Below are 19,174 nucleotides of genomic sequence, written 5' to 3'. Positions count from 1 at the left end.
GGATCGACGGGCCAGGCGTGGAGAAAACGACGGAGGCGATGTCGTGAGCACCGGACCGACGACCCTGCCCGCCAGCGGTGACGCCGTACCGAAGGCGCCTCGCCGCCTGTTCCGGCTGCGTGACGCGCGGATCCGGTCCAAGCTGGCGCTGATCCTGGTCGTGCCGGTCGCCGCGGTCATCGCGCTGGCCACCGTCCGTCTCGTCTCCGTCGGCGAGGGCGCCTACGACGCCACCCAGGCGCGGTCGCTGACCGCACTGTCCATCAACATCTCCGCGCTCACCAACGACCTGCACGCCGAGCGGATGGCGGCGGCGGCCTATCTGGCCCAGCCGCAGCCGCAGGCCGACGCGTACAACCTGCGGGTCCGCCAGACCCAGCAACGGATCGACGCGTACCGCGCGGAACGGTCCAAGATCGGTGAGGTGCCCAGCGCGGTCGGCGACCGCCTGCGGACCATCGACACGCACCTGGACACCCTGGACGGCACCCGGCAGGAGGTGCTCGACCGCTCCCAGATGGAGGTCGCCGAGGCGGCCCTGCGGTACGGCGTGGTCCTGGCCGACCTGGTCGCCTACGGCGACGGCCTGGCCCAGCTGCCGGGCGAGGAGCAGTTGGCCGACAGCCGCCGCGCGGTGGCCGCCTTCGCCCGTGCGAAGGCCGCCGTCGCCGAGGAACAGTCGATCGCGTTCACCGCGTTGAGCCGGGGCCGGCTCGACAACGAGCAGTTCTCCGCGTTCGTGGCCACCCTGACCGGGCAGCAGGAGGCGCTGCTGGCCTTCTCGCTGGCCGCCGACCCCACTCAGCGGGCCCTGGTCGAGACCACCGTCTCCGGTGACGCGGTGGTGCTGGCCGACCGGATCGCCACCGACATCAGCCGCTCGGTGGGCAACCGCTCGCCGGTCAGCGCCCAGGACGCCACCGCGGCGATCGGTGCCGTCAACGAGCTGATGCGCTGGGCCGAGATCGAGCTCCAGGACCGGCTGCTCGATCAGGCCGAGCAGGCTCGTACCGGCGTCATCCGGCAGGCCATCGTCGAGTCGACGCTGGTCCTGCTCACCCTGATCATCGCGGTGACGCTGGCCGTGGTGCTGGCCCGTTCGCTGAACCACTCGCTGCGGCGACTGCGTGAGGGTGCGCTCTCGGTGGCCAACCACGACCTGCCCGAGGCGGTGCGCCGCCTCCAGGGCATGGGCAACGTCAGCGACGGCAGCGTCGACGAGATCGTCCGCGAGGTACGGGACCCGATCCAGCTCAACAACCGCGACGAGGTGGGACAGGTCGCCCTGGCCTTCAACGTCGTACACCGGGAGGCGGTCCGGGTCGCGGCCGAACAGGCGGCCCTGCGGACCAGCGTCTCGGCGATGTTCCTCAACCTGGCCCGGCGCAGTCAGACCCTGGTCGACCGGATGATCGGCGAACTCGACGCGATCGAGCGTGGCGAGGAGGACCCGAAGCGGCTCGCCCAGCTCTTCGAGCTCGACCACCTCGCCACCCGGATGCGCCGCAACGACGAGAACCTGCTCGTGCTGGCCGGCGCGGACTCGGCCGTGCCGCGTCGCGACGACGCGTTGCTGGTGGACGTGCTGCGCGCCGCACAGTCCGAGGTGGAGCTCTACAACCGGATCGAGTTCGGCACGGTCGACACCGACGTCTCGGTGGCCGCGCACGCGGTCAACGACGTGGTGCGGCTGGTGGCCGAGTTGCTCGACAACGCCACCCGCTTCTCGCCGCCGAACACCACCGTGGTCGCCGACGGCCGCCGCATCCGCGACTACGTGCTCATCCAGATCGAGGACCGGGGCCTGGGCCTCAGCGACGAGCAGCTCGACTCGCTCAACCGGCGGCTCGCCGCGCCGTCCACCGTCGACGTGGCCGCCTTCCGGCTGATGGGTCTCGCGGTGGTCAGCCGGCTCGCGGCCCGCTACAACATCCGGGTCGAGCTGCGCCGCAACGTCGAGGGCGGCACCGTGGCGCAGATCACCCTGCCGGCCTCGACGGTGATCCTGCCGAGCCTGCGGGGCCGCGACCAGATCAACCGGCCGCGTCAGCCGCTCGCCGTCGAGCAGACCCCGCCGACGCCACCGGCGGCCCCCAGCGAGCCGCTCACCGGCGCCGGTCGCAGCAACCTCGCCACGTTGACGACCGAGCGGTGGCGCGACAGCACCCCCTCGTCGGCGCCGTGGCCGGCCGCGAACCCGGCCCCCACTCCGGAGCCGCCGGCTCCGCCGGCCCGTACCGCGCCGCCCGCCTTCGCCGGTGGTTTCCACGCCGGTACGCCGACGGTCGCCCAGCCGTCGCTCGACCCGCTGCCGCAGCGCAGCGCGCCGCCCGCCGACCGACCCGAGCCGGTGCTGCCGGCCGGTCCGGTCGCCGGGGCGCCGATGAACGCACCCACCGCGTTCGGTGTGGGTGCCACCCCGCAGTCCGACACCCCCTTCCGTGGCCTGGGCGCCAGCCTGGCCGCCACCGCGCCACAGGCCACCGCGCCGATCACCGCCCCGCCGGAACCCCAGGCCGAGGCGCCGATCTTCCGCGAGATGGAAGCGGTCTGGTTCCGTTCGCACGGCAACGACGCCACCGCCATCTTCAGCCGACCGCAGTTCGACGAGCCGCCGCAACCGGCTGCCGGCCCACCCACGCCGGCCGTCGAGCCGACTCGGGGACGGAGCCCGTTGCCCACTCGTACACCTGGTGCGGCAGCCGCCGCACAGCCCGCGCCACCACCCCCGTACCAGCCGTCACCGGCCGCGTCGACCGCGACGACCGCCGCGACCACGCCGCTGCCCACGGTGACTCCGGCCGCCGCGCCGCCACCGCCGACGCCGCCGCGCGCCACGCCGCCCCCGGCGGCACCCCCCGCGGCGTCCCCGGCACCGGACCCCGACGCCTGGCGGACCGCGGCTGACGAGGGCTGGACGCGGGCCAGCAAGGCGGCCGAGCCGACCCCGGCCGGCACCACCCGGTCCGGACTGCCCAAGCGGGTTCCGCAGCAACAGCTCGTCCCCGGTGGGATCGAGCCCCGGGGCGGACGTGAGCGCAGCCGCCGTACGCCGGACGAAGTACGCGGTCTGCTCTCGGCCTACCACCGTGGCGTGCAGCGCGGACGGACGGCCGGAGCGAGTCAGGACAGCACCTCGACCAAGGAGACGAGCCGATGAACAGGCCAGCGGCCATGCAGGACATGGGTTGGCTGCTCACCAACTTCGCCGACAGCGTGGCGGGTATCGCCCACGTGGTGGCGGTGTCCGCCGACGGACTGCTACTCGCTTCCTCCCGTGACCTGCCGGGGGACCGGGCGGACCAGCTAGCCGCGATCACCTCCGGCGTGGTGAGCCTGACCGAGGGTGCCGCGCGGATGTTCAGTGCCGGCGGAGTGCTGCAGACGGTCATCGAGATGGACAGCGGCTACCTGTTCCTGATGTCGATCAGCGACGGGTCGTCGATGGCCGTGCTCGCGGCGCGTAGCTGCGACGTCGGGCAGGTGGGTTACGAGATGGCACTGCTGGTCGAGCGGGTCGGAGCAGCGCTGGTGCCGCTGCCCCGGGACGCGGTGCGGTCATAACAGGGACAGCACCGGCGCAATCCCGCGTCGGTACGGAGGAGATCCGGTGGCGACATGCCGGCGGAGGGGAGAGGAGGTGATCGCGGATGGAGCAACACCGACGTGACCCGCGTGGCGCACTGGTGCGGCCGTACGCGGTCACCCGGGGACGGACCGAGCCGCGGCAGGACATCGCCTTGGAAGCGGTGCTGGTAGCCAGCCCCACCCAGATCGCCGAGTCGCGGTTTGCCGGGCATGACAAGCATCGCATCGCCATGGTCTGCGAGAGCCGGCCCGAATCGCTGGCGGAAATCGCCGCGTACACCCGGCTACCGCTGGGTGTCGCCCGGGTGTTGGTCGCCGACATGGTGGCCGAGGGCCTGTTGACGCTTCAGACGGCTGCTCCCGCCACAGGTTTCGAGGAGCGGATGGAAATGCTGGGAAGGGTGCTGAGTGGACTTCGCGAGCTATGACCCCGCCGGGGCCCGCCAGAGCCGGGGAATCATCTCCGCGAAGATCGTCGTCGCGGGTGGCTTCGGTGTCGGCAAGACCACGTTGGTCGGCGCGATCTCGGAGATCACACCGCTGACCACCGAGGCGGTGATGACCGCGGCGGGCGTCGGGATCGACGACCCGTCCAAGGTGCCGGGCAAGGAGACCACGACGGTCGCCATGGACTTCGGCCGTATCACCATGGCGCAGGACCTGATCCTGTACCTCTTCGGCACACCCGGGCAGACCCGGTTCTGGTTCATGTGGGACGAGATCATTCGGGGCGCGGTGGGTGCCACGGTGCTGGTGGACACCCGCCGGATCACCGACGCGTTCGCTCCGCTCGACTACTTCGAGAGCCGCCGGCTGCCGTACGTGGTGGCGCTCAACCGGTTCGACGGCGCGCAGCAGTACGAACTGGAGGAGGTCCGCGAGGCGCTGGCCATCTCGCCGGACGTACCGCTGGTGCTGACCGACGCCCGGCAGCGCGACTCGGTCAAGCGGGTGCTGATGACCGTCGTCGAGCACGCCATGGCGCGGTTGCAGGCCGAGCACGACCGGGGCTTTCCGACCCCGGTCGGCTGAGTGTCGGCGGGAGCCCGTCGGTGGATCTCCACCGGCGGGCTCCTTCGTGCGGTCAGTGCGGTCGGTGCGGTCGGTGCGGTCAGTCGACCCGCAGCCGGTAACCGCGTTTGACGACCGTCTGCACCACCCGGGGAGCCTTCAGGCCGGCGCGCAGTCGGGCCACCGCCATCTCCACCGCGTGCTCGTCGGCGCCGCGCGGCAACGTCCGCAGCAGGGCGGTACGCGACAACACCCGGCCCGGCGTCTGGGCCAGCGCCCGCAGCACCGCCATCGGCGCCGGGGCGAGCGGTCTCAACTCGCCGTCCATCACCGCCGCGTGTCCCCGCAGGGTGAGCAGATGCCCGGCGGCCTTGATGGTGACCGTCCGGCGGGGCAGTTCGTCGACGATGGTGCGGACCAGCGCCCCCAACCTCGCCCGGCTCGGCGCGCTCACCGGCACGCCCCGGCGCACCAGCGGCTCGGCGGTGACCGGACCGACGCAACTGGCCAGCACGTCACCGCGCAGGGCCTCCAGCACCGTCTCCGCGCGGTCACCGGCGGCCCGCAGCAACGCCTCCGCAGCCGGCGCCGAGGTGAACGTGACCGCGTCCACCAACCGGCCGGCCACCAGGTCGACCAGCCGGTGCAGCGGGGCCGGGTCGGTCGGCGGGGCCCACCGGTAGACCGGGATCTCGATGACCGTGGCACCGGCGTCCTCCAGCGCGCGGGTGCACTCCGGTTGCCGTTCGCCGTGCAACTGCATGGCGATCACCTGCCCGGCCACGCCCCGCCGACGCAGGTGGTCGACCACCTCGTCGCAGCTCTCCGACTCCGGGGACCACTGGTCGTGCAGCCCGGCGGCCCGGATCGCGCCCCGGGCCTTGGGGCCCCGGGCCACCACGTACGCGCCGCCGAGCACCGAGCGCAGCGGTTCGGCCAACCCCCAGCCCTCGGCGGCCTCCAGCCACCCGCGCATACCGATCCCGGTGTTCGCCATCAGCACGTCCGGTGGACGGTCCAGGCAGGTCCGGGTCGCCTCGCGCAACTCGGTGTCGTCGGCGAGCGGCACGATCCGCAGGGCGGGAGCGAGCACCACCCGGGCACCGCGCCGTTGCAGCAGCGCGGCGAGTTCGTCCCGCCGTCGGTCAGCGGTCACCCCGATGGTGAAGCCGGCCAGTTCCTCGCCCATTCACCCCTCCTGTCGCAGCCGCACCTCGACCATGCCGTTACGGCAACGGATCTCGTGCCGGGCCACGGCGACGCCGGGCAGGTCGAGACAAACCCCCGTACGCAGGTCGTACACCTGCTTGTGCAGCGGCGAGGCGACCGTGGGCACGCCCTGCCGGCTGCCCACGATGCCCCGGGACAGCACGTACGCCTCGGCGACCGGGTCGCGGTTGTCGATCGCGTACAGCCCGTCCTCGGTGCGGAAGAGCGCCACCTGCACCCCGTCGACGAGGGCGGCGACGCCCCGGTCCGGGTCCAGCCGGTCCAGCGGGCAGACCGCGTGCCAGCGCACCGTCGTCGTCGCGATGCTCATCGCCGTACCTCCGGCAGTCCGAGGGTGACCGGCTGGCGGGCGTCGGGTGCGGGTGACCGACCGCCGACCGGGACGGGTTGTCCGCGTTCGGTGGCGAAGGTGATCGACGGGTCGGGTACGTCCGGCGCGTTCACGAAGGAGGTGAACCGGCGCAGCCGGTCGGGATCGTCGAGCACGTCCCGCCACTCGTCGGAGTAGGACGTGACGTGCCGGGCCATCGCGGCGTCCAGGTCCGCGCAGAGGCCGAGCGAGTCGTCCACGATCACCGACCGGAGGTGGTCGAGTCCGCCCTCCATCGCCTCGATCCAGGCGGCGGTGCGTTGCAGCCGGTCGGCGGTGCGGACGTAGTACATCAGGAACCTGTCAATCGTCCTGATCAGCGCCTCGGTGGACAGGTCGGTGGCGAACAGGTCGGCGTGCCGGGGCCGGAAGCCTCCGTTGCCGCCGACGTAGAGGTTCCAACCGGTCTCGGTGGCGATGATGCCGAAGTCCTTGCTGCGTGCCTCGGCGCACTCCCGGGCGCAGCCGGAGACCGCCGACTTGAGCTTGTGCGGGGCGCGCAGTCCCCGGTACCGCAGCTCCAGGGCGACGGCCAGCCCGACCGCGTCCTGCACCCCGTACCGGCACCAGGTGGAGCCTACGCAGGACTTCACCGTCCGCAGCGCCTTGCCGTACGCGTGCCCGGACTCGAAACCGGCGTCGACCAGTCGACGCCAGATCTGCGGCAACTGGTCGACCCGCGCGCCGAACAGGTCGATCCGCTGCCCACCGGTGATCTTGGTGTAGAGCCGGAAGTCGCGGGCCACCTCGCCGATCACGATCAGCTTCTCCGGGGTGATCTCCCCGCCCGGGATCCGCGGCACCACCGAGTAGCTGCCGTCGCGTTGCAGGTTCGCCAGGAAGTGGTCGTTGGTGTCCTGCAAGGACGCCTGCTCGCCGTCGAGGATGTGCCCGCCGCCGAGCGAGGCGAGGATCGAGGCGACGACCGGCTTGCAGATGTCGCAGCCCCGCCCCCGACCGTGCTCGGCGATCAGCCGGGAGAACGTCCGGATGCCACGAACCCGGACGATGTCGAACAGCTCCTGCCGACTGACGTCGAAGTGCTCGCACAACGCCCGGGACTGGACCACACCGGCCGCGTCGAGCAACTGCTTGAGCATCGGCACGCACGAGCCGCAACTGGTGCCGGCCCGGGTGCACGCCTTCACCGCGGGCACGTCCGCGCAGCCGCCCGCGATCGCCGCATCCACATCGCCCCGGGTGACCGCGTTGCAGGAGCAGACCTGGGCGGACGCGGGCAGCGCGCTCGCCGCCGCACCCGCCGCCTGCTCGGGGGCGAGCAACGCCAGCGGCGCGGCCGGCAACGGTCCGCCGACGCTGGCCCGCAACGTCGGATACGCCGACGCGTCGCCCACCAGCACGCCGCCGAGCAGCGTCGTCGCATCGTCGGAGAGGACCAGTTTGGCGTAGACCCGGGTGGCCGGATCGGTCCAGATCACGTCCAGGCACCCGGGCGTGGTGCCGTGCGCGTCACCGAAGGAGGCCACGTCGACACCGAGCAGCTTGAGCTTGGTGGCGGTGTCCGCGCCCGGGAAGGTGGCCTCCCCGCCGACCAGCCGATCGGCCACCACCTCGGCCATCGCGTACCCGGGGGCGACCAGGCCGTAGCAGGTGCCCTGCACCGCCGCGCACTCGCCGACCGCGTAGATCCGCTCGTCGGAGGTCCGGCAGGCGTCGTCGACCAGCACACCGCCGCGCGGGCCGACCTCCAGCCCGACCGCGCGGGCCAGCTCGTCACGGGGCCGGATGCCGGCGGCCACCACCACCAGGTCGGTGTCGAGCAGCGTGCCGTCGGCCAGCTCCAGGGCGCCGACCGTGCCGTCCGGGGCCGGCCGCAACGCGGTGGTCGCCACCCCCAGGTGACAGGCCACGCCCAGCTCCTCGACGTAGCGGCGCAGCATCGCGCCACCGGCCGTGTCGACCTGCACCGGCATCAACCGGGGCGCGAACTCCACCACGCGGGTGGCCAGACCGAGCAGGCGCAGCGCGTTCGCCGCCTCCAGGCCGAGCAGACCGCCGCCGATCACCGCGCCGGTACGTCGGCCCCGGGCGTGCTCGCGGATCGCCGCGAGATCGTCCAGCGTCCGATAGACGAACACCCCCGGCAGGTCCGTACCCGCCACCGGCGGCACGAACGCCGACGACCCGGTGGCCAGGACCAGCACGTCGTACGGGTGCTCGCCGCTCGCCGTGGTCACCACCCGGCGGGCCCGGTCCACCCCGACGGCCGGCTCGCCGAGGCGCAACTCGACGCCGTCGTGCGGGGTGTGCAGGTTCAACTCGTCCGCGTCGGCCCCGTCGAAGTACGCGGAGAGCCGCACCCGGTCGTACGCGGGTCGGGTCTCCTCGGCCAGGACGGTGACCCGCCACCGTCCTTGCGGATCGCGCGACCGCACCGCGTCGACGAACCGTTGCCCGACCATGCCGTTGCCGATCACGACCACGTTGCCGCCGGTCATCGTCCCACCTCCACCGGATCCGATCTGGACAACCAGTCGACGATGCCGGCGACCGCGTCGCGGCATCCGCCGCAGCCGGTCCCGGCTCTGGTCCCGGCGACGACCTCGTCGACGGTGCGGGCTCCGCCGCGCCAGCAGGCCACCAGGGCGCCCTTGCTGACCGTGTTGCACTGGCACACCGTGGCCGCGTCCGGCATCAGCGCCGGGGACGCGGCCGGAGCGGCGACGGCACCACCGAGCGACCGGCCCAGCAGCAGCGCCCGCCGGTCGGCGGGGACCGGTTGACCCCGGTCGAAGAGCTGGACCACGGTGCCCACCGACGGGTTGTCGCCGAGCAGGATCGCCCCGGCCAGCCGCTCGTCGTGGATCCGCAACCGCGCGTACGTGCCCCGGGCCGGGTCGGCGAAGGTCAGCTCCTCGCCGGGGCCACCGGTCGGGTCACCCATCGAGGCCAGGTCGATGCCGGCCGCCTTGAGCCGGGTCACCACCGGCCGGGGCCGGTACCGGGCCGACGGGTCCTCCCCGGTCAGCAGGTGGGCGAGGACCCGGGCCTGCGCCCAGGCCGGTGCCACCAGCCCCGTCGGTGCGGCGCCGTGCTGGGCGCAGTCCCCGATCGCCGAGATCCGCTCGTCGTCGGTCCGCAGCCGGTCGTCGATGAGCACACCCCGGTCCACCGCCAATCCGGCCGCCTCGGCCAGGGCGGTTTCCGGGCATACCCCGCACGCCAGCACCAGCAGGTCGGCGTCGAGGAAGCGCCCGTCGGACAGCTCCATGCGTACCCCGGTGGCGTCCGCCGCGAGCGCCGTCGGGGTGACGGCCAGATGGGTGGTCACCCCCAGGCCGGCGAGCGTACCGGCCAGCATCGTGGCGGCCACGGCGTCGAGCTGCCGCTCCATCAGGTACGGCACCCGGTGCACCACCGCGACGTCGAGTCCCCGGGCGGCGAGTCCCCGGGCCGCCTCCAGGCCCAGCAGCCCGCCGCCGAGCACCAGTGCCCGTCGGGCGTCTCGGGCCGTCGCGATGATGCGTCGGCAGTCGTCCAGCGTGCGGAACGCGATCACCCGGTCCGGCAGGTGCGCCGGATCGAGCCCGGGCAGCGGCGGCACCACCGCCCGCGCACCCGTGGCGAGCACCAGGTGGTCGTAGCGGATCCGGTCACCGTCGTCGGTGCGTACCTCCCGGGTGGCCCGGTCGACGGCCCGGACGGCGACCCCGGTGCGGACGTCGACACCCCGCCCGGCGGCCTCCGCCAGCTCCACGTCCAGCTCGCTGATCTTGCCGGTGAGCAGCGTGGACAACATGATCCGGTTGTACGCCCGGTGCGGCTCCGCCCCGAGCACGGTGACCTTCAGGTCCCCGCCCCGCCCGCGTAGCTCGCTCGCCAACCGGGCACCGGCCATCCCGTTGCCGACCACGACCACCCGATCGCCGCTCATGCCGACGCTGTGCTGCTGATCCGTTCGCTGGCGCTCGGTCATGTCCCCGCTCCGCTGCGCTCCGCGTCGCCATGACGTCCGGCGTCCTGTCCGGTCGCTCGCTGGTGCTCGCTCGCCGCCGCTCCGCTGCGCTCCGCGCCCTCTTGAGCGACCTTCTCCAGACGGACGGCGCAGATCTTGAACTCGGGCATGCCGGAGATCGGGTCGACCGCGTCGTTGGTGACGGAGTTGGCCCGTGCCGCGCCGCCCCAGTGGAACGGCGCGAAGACGGTGTCCGGCCGGATCGCCGGGCTCAGCCGGGCGGGCACCTGGAACTCACCTCGCCGGGACACCACCCGGAGCGGTTCGCCGTCGGTCACCCCGAGCCGGTCGGCCAGGTCGGGGTGCAACTCCACGAACGCGTCGGGAGCGGCCCGGCGCAGCGCCGCCACTCGGCGGGTCTGGGTGCCCGACTGGTACTGGGCGAGTACCCGGCCGGTGGTGAAGTACAGCGGATACTCCGGACAGACCTCCTCGGCCGCCGGCCGGTGCTCCACCGGGTGGAACCGGGCCAGCCCGTCCGCAGTGGCGAACCGGTGCGCGAAGAGTCGGGGCGAGTCCGGCTCGTCACTGCGCGGGCAGGGCCAGAACACCCCGTCCGTCTCGTCGATGCGGTCCCAACTGATCCCGGCGTAGTCGGCGAGCCCGCCCGCCGAGGCCCGCCGAAGTTCCTCGAACACCGCCTGCGGATCCGCCCCCGCCGGACCCGCCGCCGCGCCTGCACCCGCGCCCGAGCCCGCGGCGGATGTTAGGAGGGGTCCCTTGCTATGCACGAGGCGATAGGAAGGGACCCCTCCTTTCACAGCTAGGCGGGTGGTGAGGTCGGCGAGGATGGCGAGGTCGGTGCGGACGCCGGTCGGCGGGGGGCGGAGCGCGCGTCGGCGCAGCACCCGTCCCTCCAGGTTGGTCATGGTGCCGTCCTCCTCGGCCCACTGCGCGGTGGGCAGCACCACGTCGGCCAGCGCGGCGGTCTCGGAGAGCAGGAAGTCGGCGACGACGAGCAGGTCCAGGTCGCGCAGCCGGTTCTCGATCCGGGCCGCGCGCGGCGCGGAGACCACCGGGTTGGAGCCGAAGACGAGCAACGCCCGGGGCCCGTCGGTGGTGCCCAGCGAATCGAGCAACTGGTACGCCGGCACGCCGGGACCGGGCAACTCGTCCTCGGGTACGCCCCAGACCTCCGCGACGTGCGCCCGGGCCGCCGGATCGTCGATCTTGCGGTACCCGGGGAGCTGGTCGGCCTTCTGCCCGTGCTCCCGGCCGCCCTGGCCGTTGCCCTGCCCGGTCAGGCAGCCGTACCCGGAGCCGGGCCGTCCGGGCAGCCCGAGGGCGAGCGCCAGGTTGACGAAGGCGGTGACCGTGTCGACGCCCTTGGCGTGCTGCTCCGCGCCCCGGGCGGTGAGGATGATCGCCCGTTCGGCGGTGCCGAGGGCGCGGGCGGTCGCCTCCAGGTCGGCCACCGGCACGCCGGAGAGCGCCTCGGCCCGGGCCGGCCACCAGCCCGCCACGGTACGGCGTACGTCGGTGAAGCCCCGGGTTCGGGTGGCGACGTACGACCCGTCGACGTAGCCCTCGGTCAGCGCGATGTGCAGTAGCGCGTTGGCTACCGCCAGGTCGGTGCCGGGCAGGGGTTGCAGGTGCAGGTCCGCCTGCCGGGCGGTGGCGGTGGCGCGCGGGTCGACCACGATCAGCGTGCCGCCGCGTTGCCGTTGCTCGGTCAGCCAGCGCACCAGCGGTGGCATGGTCTCGGCCGGGTTCGCGCCGACCAGCAGCAGGGTGTCCGCCCGGCCCAGGTCGGCCAGCGGGAACGGCAGTCCCCGGTCGACCCCGAAGGCCCGCATTCCGGCGGCGGCGGCCGAGGACATGCAGAACCGTCCGTTGTAGTCGATGTGCCGGGTGCGCAGCGCCACGCGGGCGAACTTGCCCAGCGCGTACGCCTTCTCGTTGGTGAGCCCGCCCCCGCCGAAGACGGCGACGGCGTCGTGGCCGTGCCGCTGCTGCACCTCGCCCAGTCCGGTGACGATGCGGTCCAGCGCGGCGTCCCAGCTCGCCGGTTGCAGGCGGCCGGTGGCCGGGTCGCGCAGCAGCGGGGTGGTCAGCCGGTCGGGGTGGTCGAGCAGTTCGGCGGAGGTCCAGCCCTTCTGGCAGAGGCCGCCCCGGTTGGTCGGGAAGTCCCGGGGGAGTACGGAGACCTGGTCTTCTTCCTGGCGCAGGGTCATCCCACACTGGAGGGCGCAGTACGGGCAGTGTGTCGCCACCTCCCGGGGCGCTCGCCCCGGTCGAGTCGCGAACCGTGCACCGTCTGTCATGTCGGCAAAGCGTGCCGTTGGGCGGTTTCCGGCCAGCGTCCCGTTTGTTTCGGCCCTGTCAAGAGCGCCTCACACCGCACGTCGGCTGCGCGCGGGGTCGAGGGGTCTACAATATGGGACGAGAATCCCGAATTTCGGGAAGGCTCCGGCGAAGGGGATCGACATGGATGTGGCTCGGGCGTTCGACGCGGTGGCCGGAAGCTACGACGCCGCGCGGCGGCGACTGGTGCCCTGTTTCGACGGGTTCTACGGCACCGCCGTCGAGGTCGTCGAGCCGGCGCTGCGCGCCGCCCGCGCCGAAGGGCGTACCCCCGAGGTGTTGGATTTGGGCGCCGGCACCGGTCTGCTGTCGTCCCTGGTCGCCGCCGCCGTGCCCGGCGTCCGGCTGACCCTCGTCGACGCCGCGCCGAAGATGCTGGCCGTCGCCACCGAGCAGCTCACCGGTCGTGGCGTGCCGCACCGGGTGGTGATGGCCGACCTGACCGACCCGCTGCCCGACGGACGCTACGACGCGGTGGTCAGCGCGCTCGCCGTGCACCACCTCGACGACGCCGGCAAGCGGGACCTCTACCGACGGGCAGCCGAGGCCCTGGTGCCCGGCGGCGTCTTCGTCAACGCCGAGCAGGTCGCCGGCCCGACCGCCGAGCTGGACCGGCGCTACCACGAGGTCTGGTTGGCGCAGATCACCGCGCGCGGCTCCGACGCCGACGAGATCGCCGCCGCCGCGCAGCGGATGGCGTACGACCGGCCCGCGTCCGTGGGGGAGCAGTGTCGCTGGCTGGCCGAGGCGGGGCTGACCGAGGTGGACTGCTTCTTCAAGGCGTGGCGATTCGCCGTCTTCGGCGGCCGAGCCCCGGGCGTCACCGGCCCGACCGTCGGGTGACCGCTCGCGGTATTCGATGGATGACTGATGGTCATACCAGCGGGTAGTCTGACCGGCATGACAGCCAAGGTGACTCTGTCGTTCTCCGACGAGACGATCGCGGAGGCCCGGCGGTTCGCCAAGCGCGAAGGGCTCTCCCTGTCGGCCTGGATGGACCAGGCGGCCCGGGAGAAGGCCCTGCGTGAGGTCTTCGCGGCGCACGCCGCCGCGGTCGGGCGGGCGGGACTGGACCTGGAGTCGGCCTCGCTGGCCGACGCACAGGAGGTGGGCATGGTCGACGACCTGCTCTTCGGTGGTCGCCCGCGTGCTGCGTAGGGGCGAGGTCTGGCGGATCGCCGGGGCCCGCGAGCGCCTTGGGCTCGTGATCAGCTCGGACGTCTACAACTCCACCGCGGTGCCCATCGTCATCGTCGCCGAGGTGGTCGAGGCGGCGCTGCTGCGCGACTCACCCCTGGCGGTGCGGATGGGCGGCTGGGTGGTGATGCCGGACCGGATCTCGTCACCGATGAAGAAGTGGTTTGCCGAGTGCGTGGACGTGGCCGACGTCGAGACCATGCGGCAGATCGACCGGGCGCTGCGCATCCTCCAGCAGCTCTGACCGTCCCGTTCCTCACCACCGGCGCGCGGCGCCGGTGCGCTCCCCGTTGCGCCGCCGACCCCGAGGACGAACGCCACGGTAACGCTCGATTCCTAACTTCGGCGCATGACCACCACGAGCGCGCGCCCCGAGGTTATCGAGGACAAGCCGGACCTGGACCGCCGACCCGGTCGCTGGATCGGGCACTGGACGCCGGAGGATCCGGGATTCTGGCGTACGACCGGCAGCCGGATCGCCCGGCGCAACCTCATCTGGTCGATCTTCGCCGAGCACATCGGTTTCTCGGTGTGGCTGCTGTGGAGCATCGTCGTCGTCCGACTCGGTGACGCCGGATGGCAGTTGACCACCAGCCAGGCGCTCTGGCTGACCGCCGTACCGAGCGGGGTGGGCGCGCTGCTGCGGCTGCCGTACACCTTCGCCGTGCCGGTGTTCGGCGGACGGAACTGGACGGTCGTCTCCGCGCTGTTGCTGATCGTGCCCTGCGCCGGTCTGGCCTGGGCGGTCGAGCATCCCGAGATCGGCTTCCTGCCGCTGTTGCTGATCGCCGCCAGTGCCGGCTTCGGCGGCGGCAACTTCGCCTCCAGCATGGCCAACATCTCCTTCTTCTATCCGGAACGCGAGAAGGGCTGGGCGCTGGGGCTCAACGCGGCCGGCGGCAACATCGGCGTCGCGGTGGTGCAGTTCGTCGTGCCGCAGGTGATCGTGCTCGGGGGCGGGCTCGTGCTGGCCCGGGCCGGGCTGATGTACATCCCGCTCGCGGTGATCGCCGCGGTCTGCGCGTACCTCTTCATGGACAACCTGGTCGAGGCCAAGGCGGACGTGGGGCCGGTCTGGTCGTCGTTGCGGCACCGGGACACCTGGGTCATGTCCCTGCTCTACATCGGCACCTTCGGCTCGTTCATCGGCTACTCGGCGGCCTTCCCGACGCTGCTCACCTCGGTGTTCGGCCGACCGGACACGGCGCTGGCCTGGGCGTTCCTCGGCGCCGCGGTGGGCTCCTTCTGCCGGCCCTTCGGCGGTCGACTGGCCGACCTCGTCGGCGGCGCCCGGGTCACCGTGGTCAGCTTCGTGCTGATGGCCGTCGGCGCGCTGGCCGCCCTCTGGTCGGTGGAGCGGCGCAGCATGACCCTCTTCTTCGCGGCCTTCCTGCTGCTCTTCGTCGCCACCGGGGTGGGCAACGGCTCGACCTACCGGATGATCAGCAAGATCTTCCGGGTCAAGGGCGAGGACCTGGGCGGTGGCCCGGAGGTGATGCTGGCGATGCGCCGGCAGGCCGCCGGCGCGCTCGGCATCATCTCCTCGGTCGGCGCCTTCGGCGGCTTCCTGGTGCCGATCTGTTACGCCTGGGCCCGGTCGACCTACGGCGGGATCCAGCCGGCACTGCGCTTCTATGTGGGCTTCTTCCTGGTGTTGCTGGCGGTCACCTGGGTGGCGTACCTGCGGCCGGGGTCCCGGATGGCGCGGGCCCGGGTATGAGGGGGTATTGTCCCTCCATCCGGCGCGCCCGCCGGACCCCCGTTTTGACCGGCCGACGGGGCTACGGGTATCGTTGCCTGCTGTTGTACGACATCTGTGGGCGTGCCGCCTGAGGTACGCTTGGTCGTTCGTGCGCGCTGGTCCGACCGGGAAGCCCTGGTCACCTCGGCGCGCTACCCCAGACCGACGACGAGACAAGGTAGACCTGTGCGTACGTACAGCCCGAAGCCGGGTGAGATCGAGCGTCAGTGGCACGTCATCGACGCCTCTGATGTCGTGCTGGGCCGCCTGGCCACCCACGCCGCCACGCTGCTGCGGGGCAAGCACAAGCCGACTTTCGCGCCGCACGTCGACACGGGCGACTTCGTCGTCATCGTGAACGCGGGCAAGGTCGCGCTGACCGGTAACAAGCGTCAGCAGAAGATCGCCTACCGCCACTCCGGCTACCCGGGCGGCCTGAAGCAGGTCGGTTACGAGGAGCTGCTCGCCAAGCGCCCCGAGCGGGCCATCGAGCTGGCTGTCAAGGGGATGCTCCCGCACAACAAGCTCGGCCGTCAGCTGATCAAGAAGCTGAAGGTCTACGCCGGTGCCGAGCACCCGCACGGCGCGCAGCAGCCGGCGCCGTTCGAGATCAAGCAGATCGCGCAGTGAGCGCGGGCGAAGGAAGCAGCATGACCGACATCACCGCCACCGAGGTCGCCCCCGAGGCCACCGAGGCGCCGGCGCCCGTCGCCCGCGCGCCTCGTGGTGACCGCCCGATCCAGACCGTGGGTCGGCGCAAGGAAGCCATCGTCCGAGTCCGGATCGTGCCGGGCACGGGCAAGATCACTTGCAACGGGCGCGACCTCGAAGCGTACTTCCCGAGCAAGGTGCACCAGCAGCTCATCAAGGACCCGCTGGTCACCGCCGAGAAGCCCGAGGCGTTCGACGTGATCGCCAACCTGCGGGGCGGCGGCACCACCGGCCAGGCCGGTGCGCTGCGGCTGGCCATCGCCCGGGCGTTGATCGTCAACGAGCCCGACGACCGTCCGGCCCTGAAGAAGGCCGGCTTCCTGACCCGTGACGCCCGGGTCAAGGAGAGCAAGAAGTACGGCCTCAAGAAGGCCCGTAAGGCTCCTCAGTACTCGAAGCGCTGATCTCCAGCCGCACCTTGTACTTCTGACGGACGGCCGGTCCACCTCCCTCGACACGGGGAGGTGGACCGGCCGTCCGCTTTTCATCTACAACGGCAGTTTCATCGGAGGTTGGTGGGTATGGGCCGCTTGTTCGGCACGGACGGCGTACGCGGGCGGGCGAACGTCGACCTCACCCCGGAGTTGGCGCTCTCGGTGGCCGTCGCCGCCGCGCACACCCTCGCCGAGTCGGATCGCAGTCACGCCCCGATCGCCGTGGTCGGCCGGGACACCCGCGCCAGCGGCGAGATGCTGGAGGCGGCCGTGGTCGCCGGACTGACCAGCGCCGGTGCGACGGTGGTCCGGGTCGGCGTGCTGCCCACCCCGGCGGTGGCGTTCCTCACCGCCGAGGCCAAGGCGGACCTCGGGGTGATGCTCTCCGCCTCGCACAACCCCATGCCGGACAACGGGATCAAGCTCTTCGCGGCCGGCGGACACAAGCTGCCCGACGAGATCGAGATGCGGATCGAGGCGGCCATCGAGGCCAACGCCACCACCGCCTGGAAACGCCCGGTCGGCGCGGGGGTGGGCCGGGTGCACGACCTGCTCGACGGCGCCGACCATTACGTGCAGCACCTGGCCGGCACCGTGCCGCATCGGCTCGACGGGATCAAGGTCGTGGTGGACTGCGCCAACGGCGCCGCCGCCGAGGTTGCCCCGGCCGTGTACCGGGAGGCCGGTGCCGAGGTCGTCGCGATCTACGCCGAGCCGGACGGGCTCAACATCAACGACGAGTGCGGCTCGAACCACATCGTCGCCCTGCAGCAGGCCGTGGTCGAGCACGGCGCGCACCTCGGCATCGCGCACGACGGCGACGCCGACCGCTGCGTGGCGGTCACCGCCGACGGCGACGAGGTCGACGGCGACCAGGTGATGGCGATCCTGGCGCTGGCCATGCGGGAGGCCGGCACGCTGACCGGGGACACCCTGGTCGCCACCGTGATGAGCAACCTCGGTCTGCGCCTGGCCATGTCCGCCGAGGGCATCCGGCTGGTCGAGACCAAGGTGGGCGACCGGTACGTGCTGGAGGAGCTGCGCGCCTCCGGGCTGGCGCTGGGCGGCGAGCAGAGCGGACACATCGTCATGCCCGCGTACGCCACCACCGGCGACGGGGTGCTGACCGGGCTGCACCTGATGGCCCGGATGGCCGCCACCGGCCGTACCCTGGCGGACCTCGCGGCGGTGGTGACCAAGCTGCCGCAGGTGCTGATCAACGTGCCGGTCGGTGACCGCACCGTCGGCGCCGCCGCGCCCGCCGTACGCGCCGAGGTGGAACGGGCCGAGGCCGAGCTGGGTGAGACCGGACGGGTGCTGCTGCGTCCCTCGGGCACCGAGCCGCTGGTGCGGGTGATGGTCGAGGCGGCCACCGAGGCGACCGCGCGGCAGGTCGCCGAGCGGATCGCCGAACAGGTCCGGACGGCCAGCCCGGCCTGACCGGAGGCGACGGCCGAGCCGCTACCCGCGGCATGACGGCCGTGCTGCCCCCTGCCCCGAGGTGTGTCGTGCGACCATGACGACCGCCGTCCCGCCCGACCGCCCCCTCTCCTGGAGGTGACCGTGTCTCACCCCGGCTTCCTCGGCGCCGTCGACCAGCCCGCCGACCTCCCGTCGGACGCGACCGCGTCGGACGCGCCGGAGAGCTGGCTCGGGGCCCGCTGGGGACGGCTGCTTGCGATCCTGCTGGCGTTGGGGCTGATCGCCGCCTCGGTGGCGGTGCCGTGGTCCGAGGTGTCGCTGCGGGTGCTGGGCAGCCGGGACGACTCGCTGATCCACCAGGACTCCACCGCCGCGCTGAGCCTCACCGAGATCGGCGGCTGGGGCTGGGCCTACCTGGCCGTCCTGCTGCCGCTGATCATGCTGGCGTTGGCCGCGACGGTGCTGGACGGGCGGGCCGGACGCGCGGCGGCCGTGGCGGCGGGCGGCGCCCTGCTGGCCATGTCGACGGTGCTGGTCGGTGCCGCCCACCGCGTCTCGTCCGGGCCGGACGAGACCGCGGCCCGCTGGGCGGAGGTCGTCCGGCGGCTGACGCCGGTGCTCGACGACGACTACGGGGCGATCCGGTTCGGCTACGACAGCCTGGGCCTGACGTTCGCGGTGCTCGGCGTGGCGACCCTGGCGGGGGTCGTGCTGGCCAGTTGGTGGCCGGGTGCCGGCCGGTTCGTGGTGGCGGGCGCCGGCACCGTGGCCCTGCTCGCCGGCCTCGCGGCACCGTGGGTGACGGTGTACGGCGCGACCGCCACCGAGCTGGACCGCAGCACCGTCCGATGGTTCGGCCTGGGCACCGCCTCGGTGGTCGTCATGGTCGGCACCGTGGCGCTGGCCGCCCTGGTCTGGTGGGCGGCGGCGCGCCGGTCGACCCGGTGGCGGCTGCCGCTGCTGCTCGTGACGGTGCCGGTGGCGCTCGCACTCTTCATCGCCCACGACTTCCTCCAGCTGAACCCGGAGCAGTGGCAGGACGCCGCCGAGCGGGCCCGCTTCCTCGCGGTCACCCACGACATCCGGTCCGCCGCCGAGCTGGCTCAGCTCGCGCCGATACTCCTTCTCGTCGCGATGGTGCTGACCTGGTCGGCGGCGCGCCGCCGGGCCCGGGCACAGTGACCGCCGGG

The 19,174-nt window shown here is 72.7% G+C and carries 16 protein-coding genes and 1 pseudogene; 12 read left to right on the top strand and 5 right to left on the bottom strand.

Features of this window, described 5'->3' with window-relative positions; translation table 11 throughout:
- The first annotated feature begins 43 nt into the window (after nucleotides 1-43).
- From ACZ31C_RS08120 to ACZ31C_RS08105, 4 genes are all read left to right on the top strand, one after another.
- On the top strand, nucleotides 44-3,160 hold the full coding sequence (locus tag ACZ31C_RS08120) for a sensor histidine kinase (RefSeq protein WP_465794674.1): 3,117 nt from the start codon (nucleotides 44-46) through the stop codon (nucleotides 3,158-3,160).
- Nucleotides 3,157-3,564, top strand: a complete 408-nt coding sequence (locus tag ACZ31C_RS08115; RefSeq protein WP_007465177.1) for a roadblock/LC7 domain-containing protein — start codon at nucleotides 3,157-3,159, stop codon at nucleotides 3,562-3,564. Before ACZ31C_RS08120 ends, ACZ31C_RS08115 begins: the two co-directional genes overlap by 4 nt.
- Before the next feature lie 86 nt (nucleotides 3,565-3,650).
- Nucleotides 3,651-4,016: a DUF742 domain-containing protein gene (locus tag ACZ31C_RS08110; RefSeq protein WP_117226208.1), complete on the top strand. Its 366-nt coding sequence runs from the start codon at nucleotides 3,651-3,653 to the stop codon at nucleotides 4,014-4,016.
- Complete coding sequence (locus tag ACZ31C_RS08105; protein ID WP_117226207.1) at nucleotides 3,997-4,620, top strand: GTP-binding protein; 624 nt, start codon at nucleotides 3,997-3,999, stop codon at nucleotides 4,618-4,620. Before ACZ31C_RS08110 ends, ACZ31C_RS08105 begins: the two co-directional genes overlap by 20 nt.
- Nucleotides 4,621-4,699: 79 nt before the next feature.
- Here ACZ31C_RS08105 and ACZ31C_RS08100 read toward each other — a convergent pair whose 3' ends face one another.
- The 5 genes and pseudogenes from ACZ31C_RS08100 to ACZ31C_RS08080 all read right to left on the bottom strand — a co-directional run.
- Complete coding sequence (locus ACZ31C_RS08100; RefSeq protein ID WP_465794673.1) at nucleotides 4,700-5,788, bottom strand: uroporphyrinogen-III synthase; 1,089 nt, start codon at nucleotides 5,786-5,788, stop codon at nucleotides 4,700-4,702.
- Nucleotides 5,789-6,139 carry a nitrite reductase small subunit NirD gene (gene nirD, locus ACZ31C_RS08095; protein ID WP_465794672.1) on the bottom strand — a complete coding sequence of 117 codons (351 nt, stop codon included), beginning with the start codon at nucleotides 6,137-6,139 and terminating at the stop codon, nucleotides 5,789-5,791.
- Nucleotides 6,136-8,658, bottom strand: a complete 2,523-nt coding sequence (gene nirB / locus ACZ31C_RS08090; protein ID WP_465794671.1) for a nitrite reductase large subunit NirB — start codon at nucleotides 8,656-8,658, stop codon at nucleotides 6,136-6,138. Before nirB ends, nirD begins: the two co-directional genes overlap by 4 nt.
- Nucleotides 8,655-10,094 carry an FAD-dependent oxidoreductase gene (locus ACZ31C_RS08085; protein WP_465795010.1) on the bottom strand — a complete coding sequence of 480 codons (1,440 nt, stop codon included), beginning with the start codon at nucleotides 10,092-10,094 and terminating at the stop codon, nucleotides 8,655-8,657. The genes nirB and ACZ31C_RS08085 overlap by 4 nt, the downstream gene beginning before the upstream one ends.
- Nucleotides 10,095-10,243: 149 nt before the next feature.
- A pseudogene (locus ACZ31C_RS08080) lies at nucleotides 10,244-12,349 on the bottom strand (molybdopterin oxidoreductase family protein); the annotation flags it as partial.
- 253 nt (nucleotides 12,350-12,602) lie between these two features.
- On the opposite strand from ACZ31C_RS08080, the gene ACZ31C_RS08075 reads away from it, so the two are divergent.
- The 8 genes from ACZ31C_RS08075 to ACZ31C_RS08040 all read left to right on the top strand — a co-directional run bounded on the left by ACZ31C_RS08075 (nucleotide 12,603) and on the right by ACZ31C_RS08040 (nucleotide 19,166).
- The gene (locus ACZ31C_RS08075) at nucleotides 12,603-13,322 is read left to right on the top strand and encodes a class I SAM-dependent methyltransferase (protein WP_465794670.1); all 720 of its coding nucleotides are present in this window, start codon (nucleotides 12,603-12,605) and stop codon (nucleotides 13,320-13,322) included.
- Nucleotides 13,323-13,349: 27 nt separating this feature from the next.
- Complete coding sequence (locus ACZ31C_RS08070) at nucleotides 13,350-13,637, top strand: hypothetical protein (protein WP_387260316.1); 288 nt, start codon at nucleotides 13,350-13,352, stop codon at nucleotides 13,635-13,637.
- Nucleotides 13,615-13,920: a type II toxin-antitoxin system PemK/MazF family toxin gene (locus ACZ31C_RS08065; RefSeq protein ID WP_449942975.1), complete on the top strand. Its 306-nt coding sequence runs from the start codon at nucleotides 13,615-13,617 to the stop codon at nucleotides 13,918-13,920. Before ACZ31C_RS08070 ends, ACZ31C_RS08065 begins: the two co-directional genes overlap by 23 nt.
- A gap of 105 nt (nucleotides 13,921-14,025) precedes the next feature.
- Nucleotides 14,026-15,396, top strand: coding sequence for a NarK family nitrate/nitrite MFS transporter (locus ACZ31C_RS08060; RefSeq protein WP_465794669.1), 1,371 nt, complete (start codon nucleotides 14,026-14,028; stop codon nucleotides 15,394-15,396).
- Between the two features lie 207 nt (nucleotides 15,397-15,603).
- A complete protein-coding gene (rplM, locus tag ACZ31C_RS08055; protein WP_350692820.1) occupies nucleotides 15,604-16,047 on the top strand; it encodes a 50S ribosomal protein L13 in 444 nt (147 codons plus the stop codon).
- A 20-nt stretch (nucleotides 16,048-16,067) separates the two neighbouring features.
- Complete coding sequence (gene rpsI / locus ACZ31C_RS08050) at nucleotides 16,068-16,532, top strand: 30S ribosomal protein S9 (RefSeq protein WP_102658823.1); 465 nt, start codon at nucleotides 16,068-16,070, stop codon at nucleotides 16,530-16,532.
- 117 nt (nucleotides 16,533-16,649) lie between these two features.
- Nucleotides 16,650-18,002: a phosphoglucosamine mutase gene (gene glmM, locus ACZ31C_RS08045; RefSeq protein ID WP_465794668.1), complete on the top strand. Its 1,353-nt coding sequence runs from the start codon at nucleotides 16,650-16,652 to the stop codon at nucleotides 18,000-18,002.
- A 123-nt stretch (nucleotides 18,003-18,125) separates the two neighbouring features.
- A complete protein-coding gene (locus ACZ31C_RS08040) occupies nucleotides 18,126-19,166 on the top strand; it encodes a hypothetical protein (protein ID WP_465794667.1) in 1,041 nt (346 codons plus the stop codon).
- Nucleotides 19,167-19,174 lie beyond the last annotated feature (8 nt).

The organism is Micromonospora sp. NPDC023869 (assembly GCF_055559695.1).
The sequence above is the reverse complement of the archived record's forward strand: the minus strand, read 5'-3'. Positions and strand labels throughout refer to the sequence as shown.

What these genes read in the sequence shown, in the direction of transcription:
- ACZ31C_RS08100 (WP_465794673.1), bottom strand. Translation starts at nt 5,788, where the DNA reads ATGGGCGAGGAACTGGCCGGCTTCACCATCGGGGTGACCGCTGACCGA.
- nirB (WP_465794671.1), bottom strand. Translation starts at nt 8,658, where the DNA reads ATGACCGGCGGCAACGTGGTCGTGATCGGCAACGGCATGGTCGGGCAA.
- ACZ31C_RS08075 (WP_465794670.1), top strand. Translation starts at nt 12,603, where the DNA reads ATGGATGTGGCTCGGGCGTTCGACGCGGTGGCCGGAAGCTACGACGCC.
- ACZ31C_RS08115 (WP_007465177.1), top strand. Translation starts at nt 3,157, where the DNA reads ATGAACAGGCCAGCGGCCATGCAGGACATGGGTTGGCTGCTCACCAAC.
- glmM (WP_465794668.1), top strand. Translation starts at nt 16,650, where the DNA reads ATGGGCCGCTTGTTCGGCACGGACGGCGTACGCGGGCGGGCGAACGTC.
- ACZ31C_RS08060 (WP_465794669.1), top strand. Translation starts at nt 14,026, where the DNA reads ATGACCACCACGAGCGCGCGCCCCGAGGTTATCGAGGACAAGCCGGAC.
- ACZ31C_RS08070 (WP_387260316.1), top strand. Translation starts at nt 13,350, where the DNA reads ATGGTCATACCAGCGGGTAGTCTGACCGGCATGACAGCCAAGGTGACT.
- nirD (WP_465794672.1), bottom strand. Translation starts at nt 6,139, where the DNA reads ATGAGCATCGCGACGACGACGGTGCGCTGGCACGCGGTCTGCCCGCTG.
- ACZ31C_RS08110 (WP_117226208.1), top strand. Translation starts at nt 3,651, where the DNA reads ATGGAGCAACACCGACGTGACCCGCGTGGCGCACTGGTGCGGCCGTAC.
- ACZ31C_RS08085 (WP_465795010.1), bottom strand. Translation starts at nt 10,094, where the DNA reads ATGAGCGGCGATCGGGTGGTCGTGGTCGGCAACGGGATGGCCGGTGCC.
- rpsI (WP_102658823.1), top strand. Translation starts at nt 16,068, where the DNA reads ATGACCGACATCACCGCCACCGAGGTCGCCCCCGAGGCCACCGAGGCG.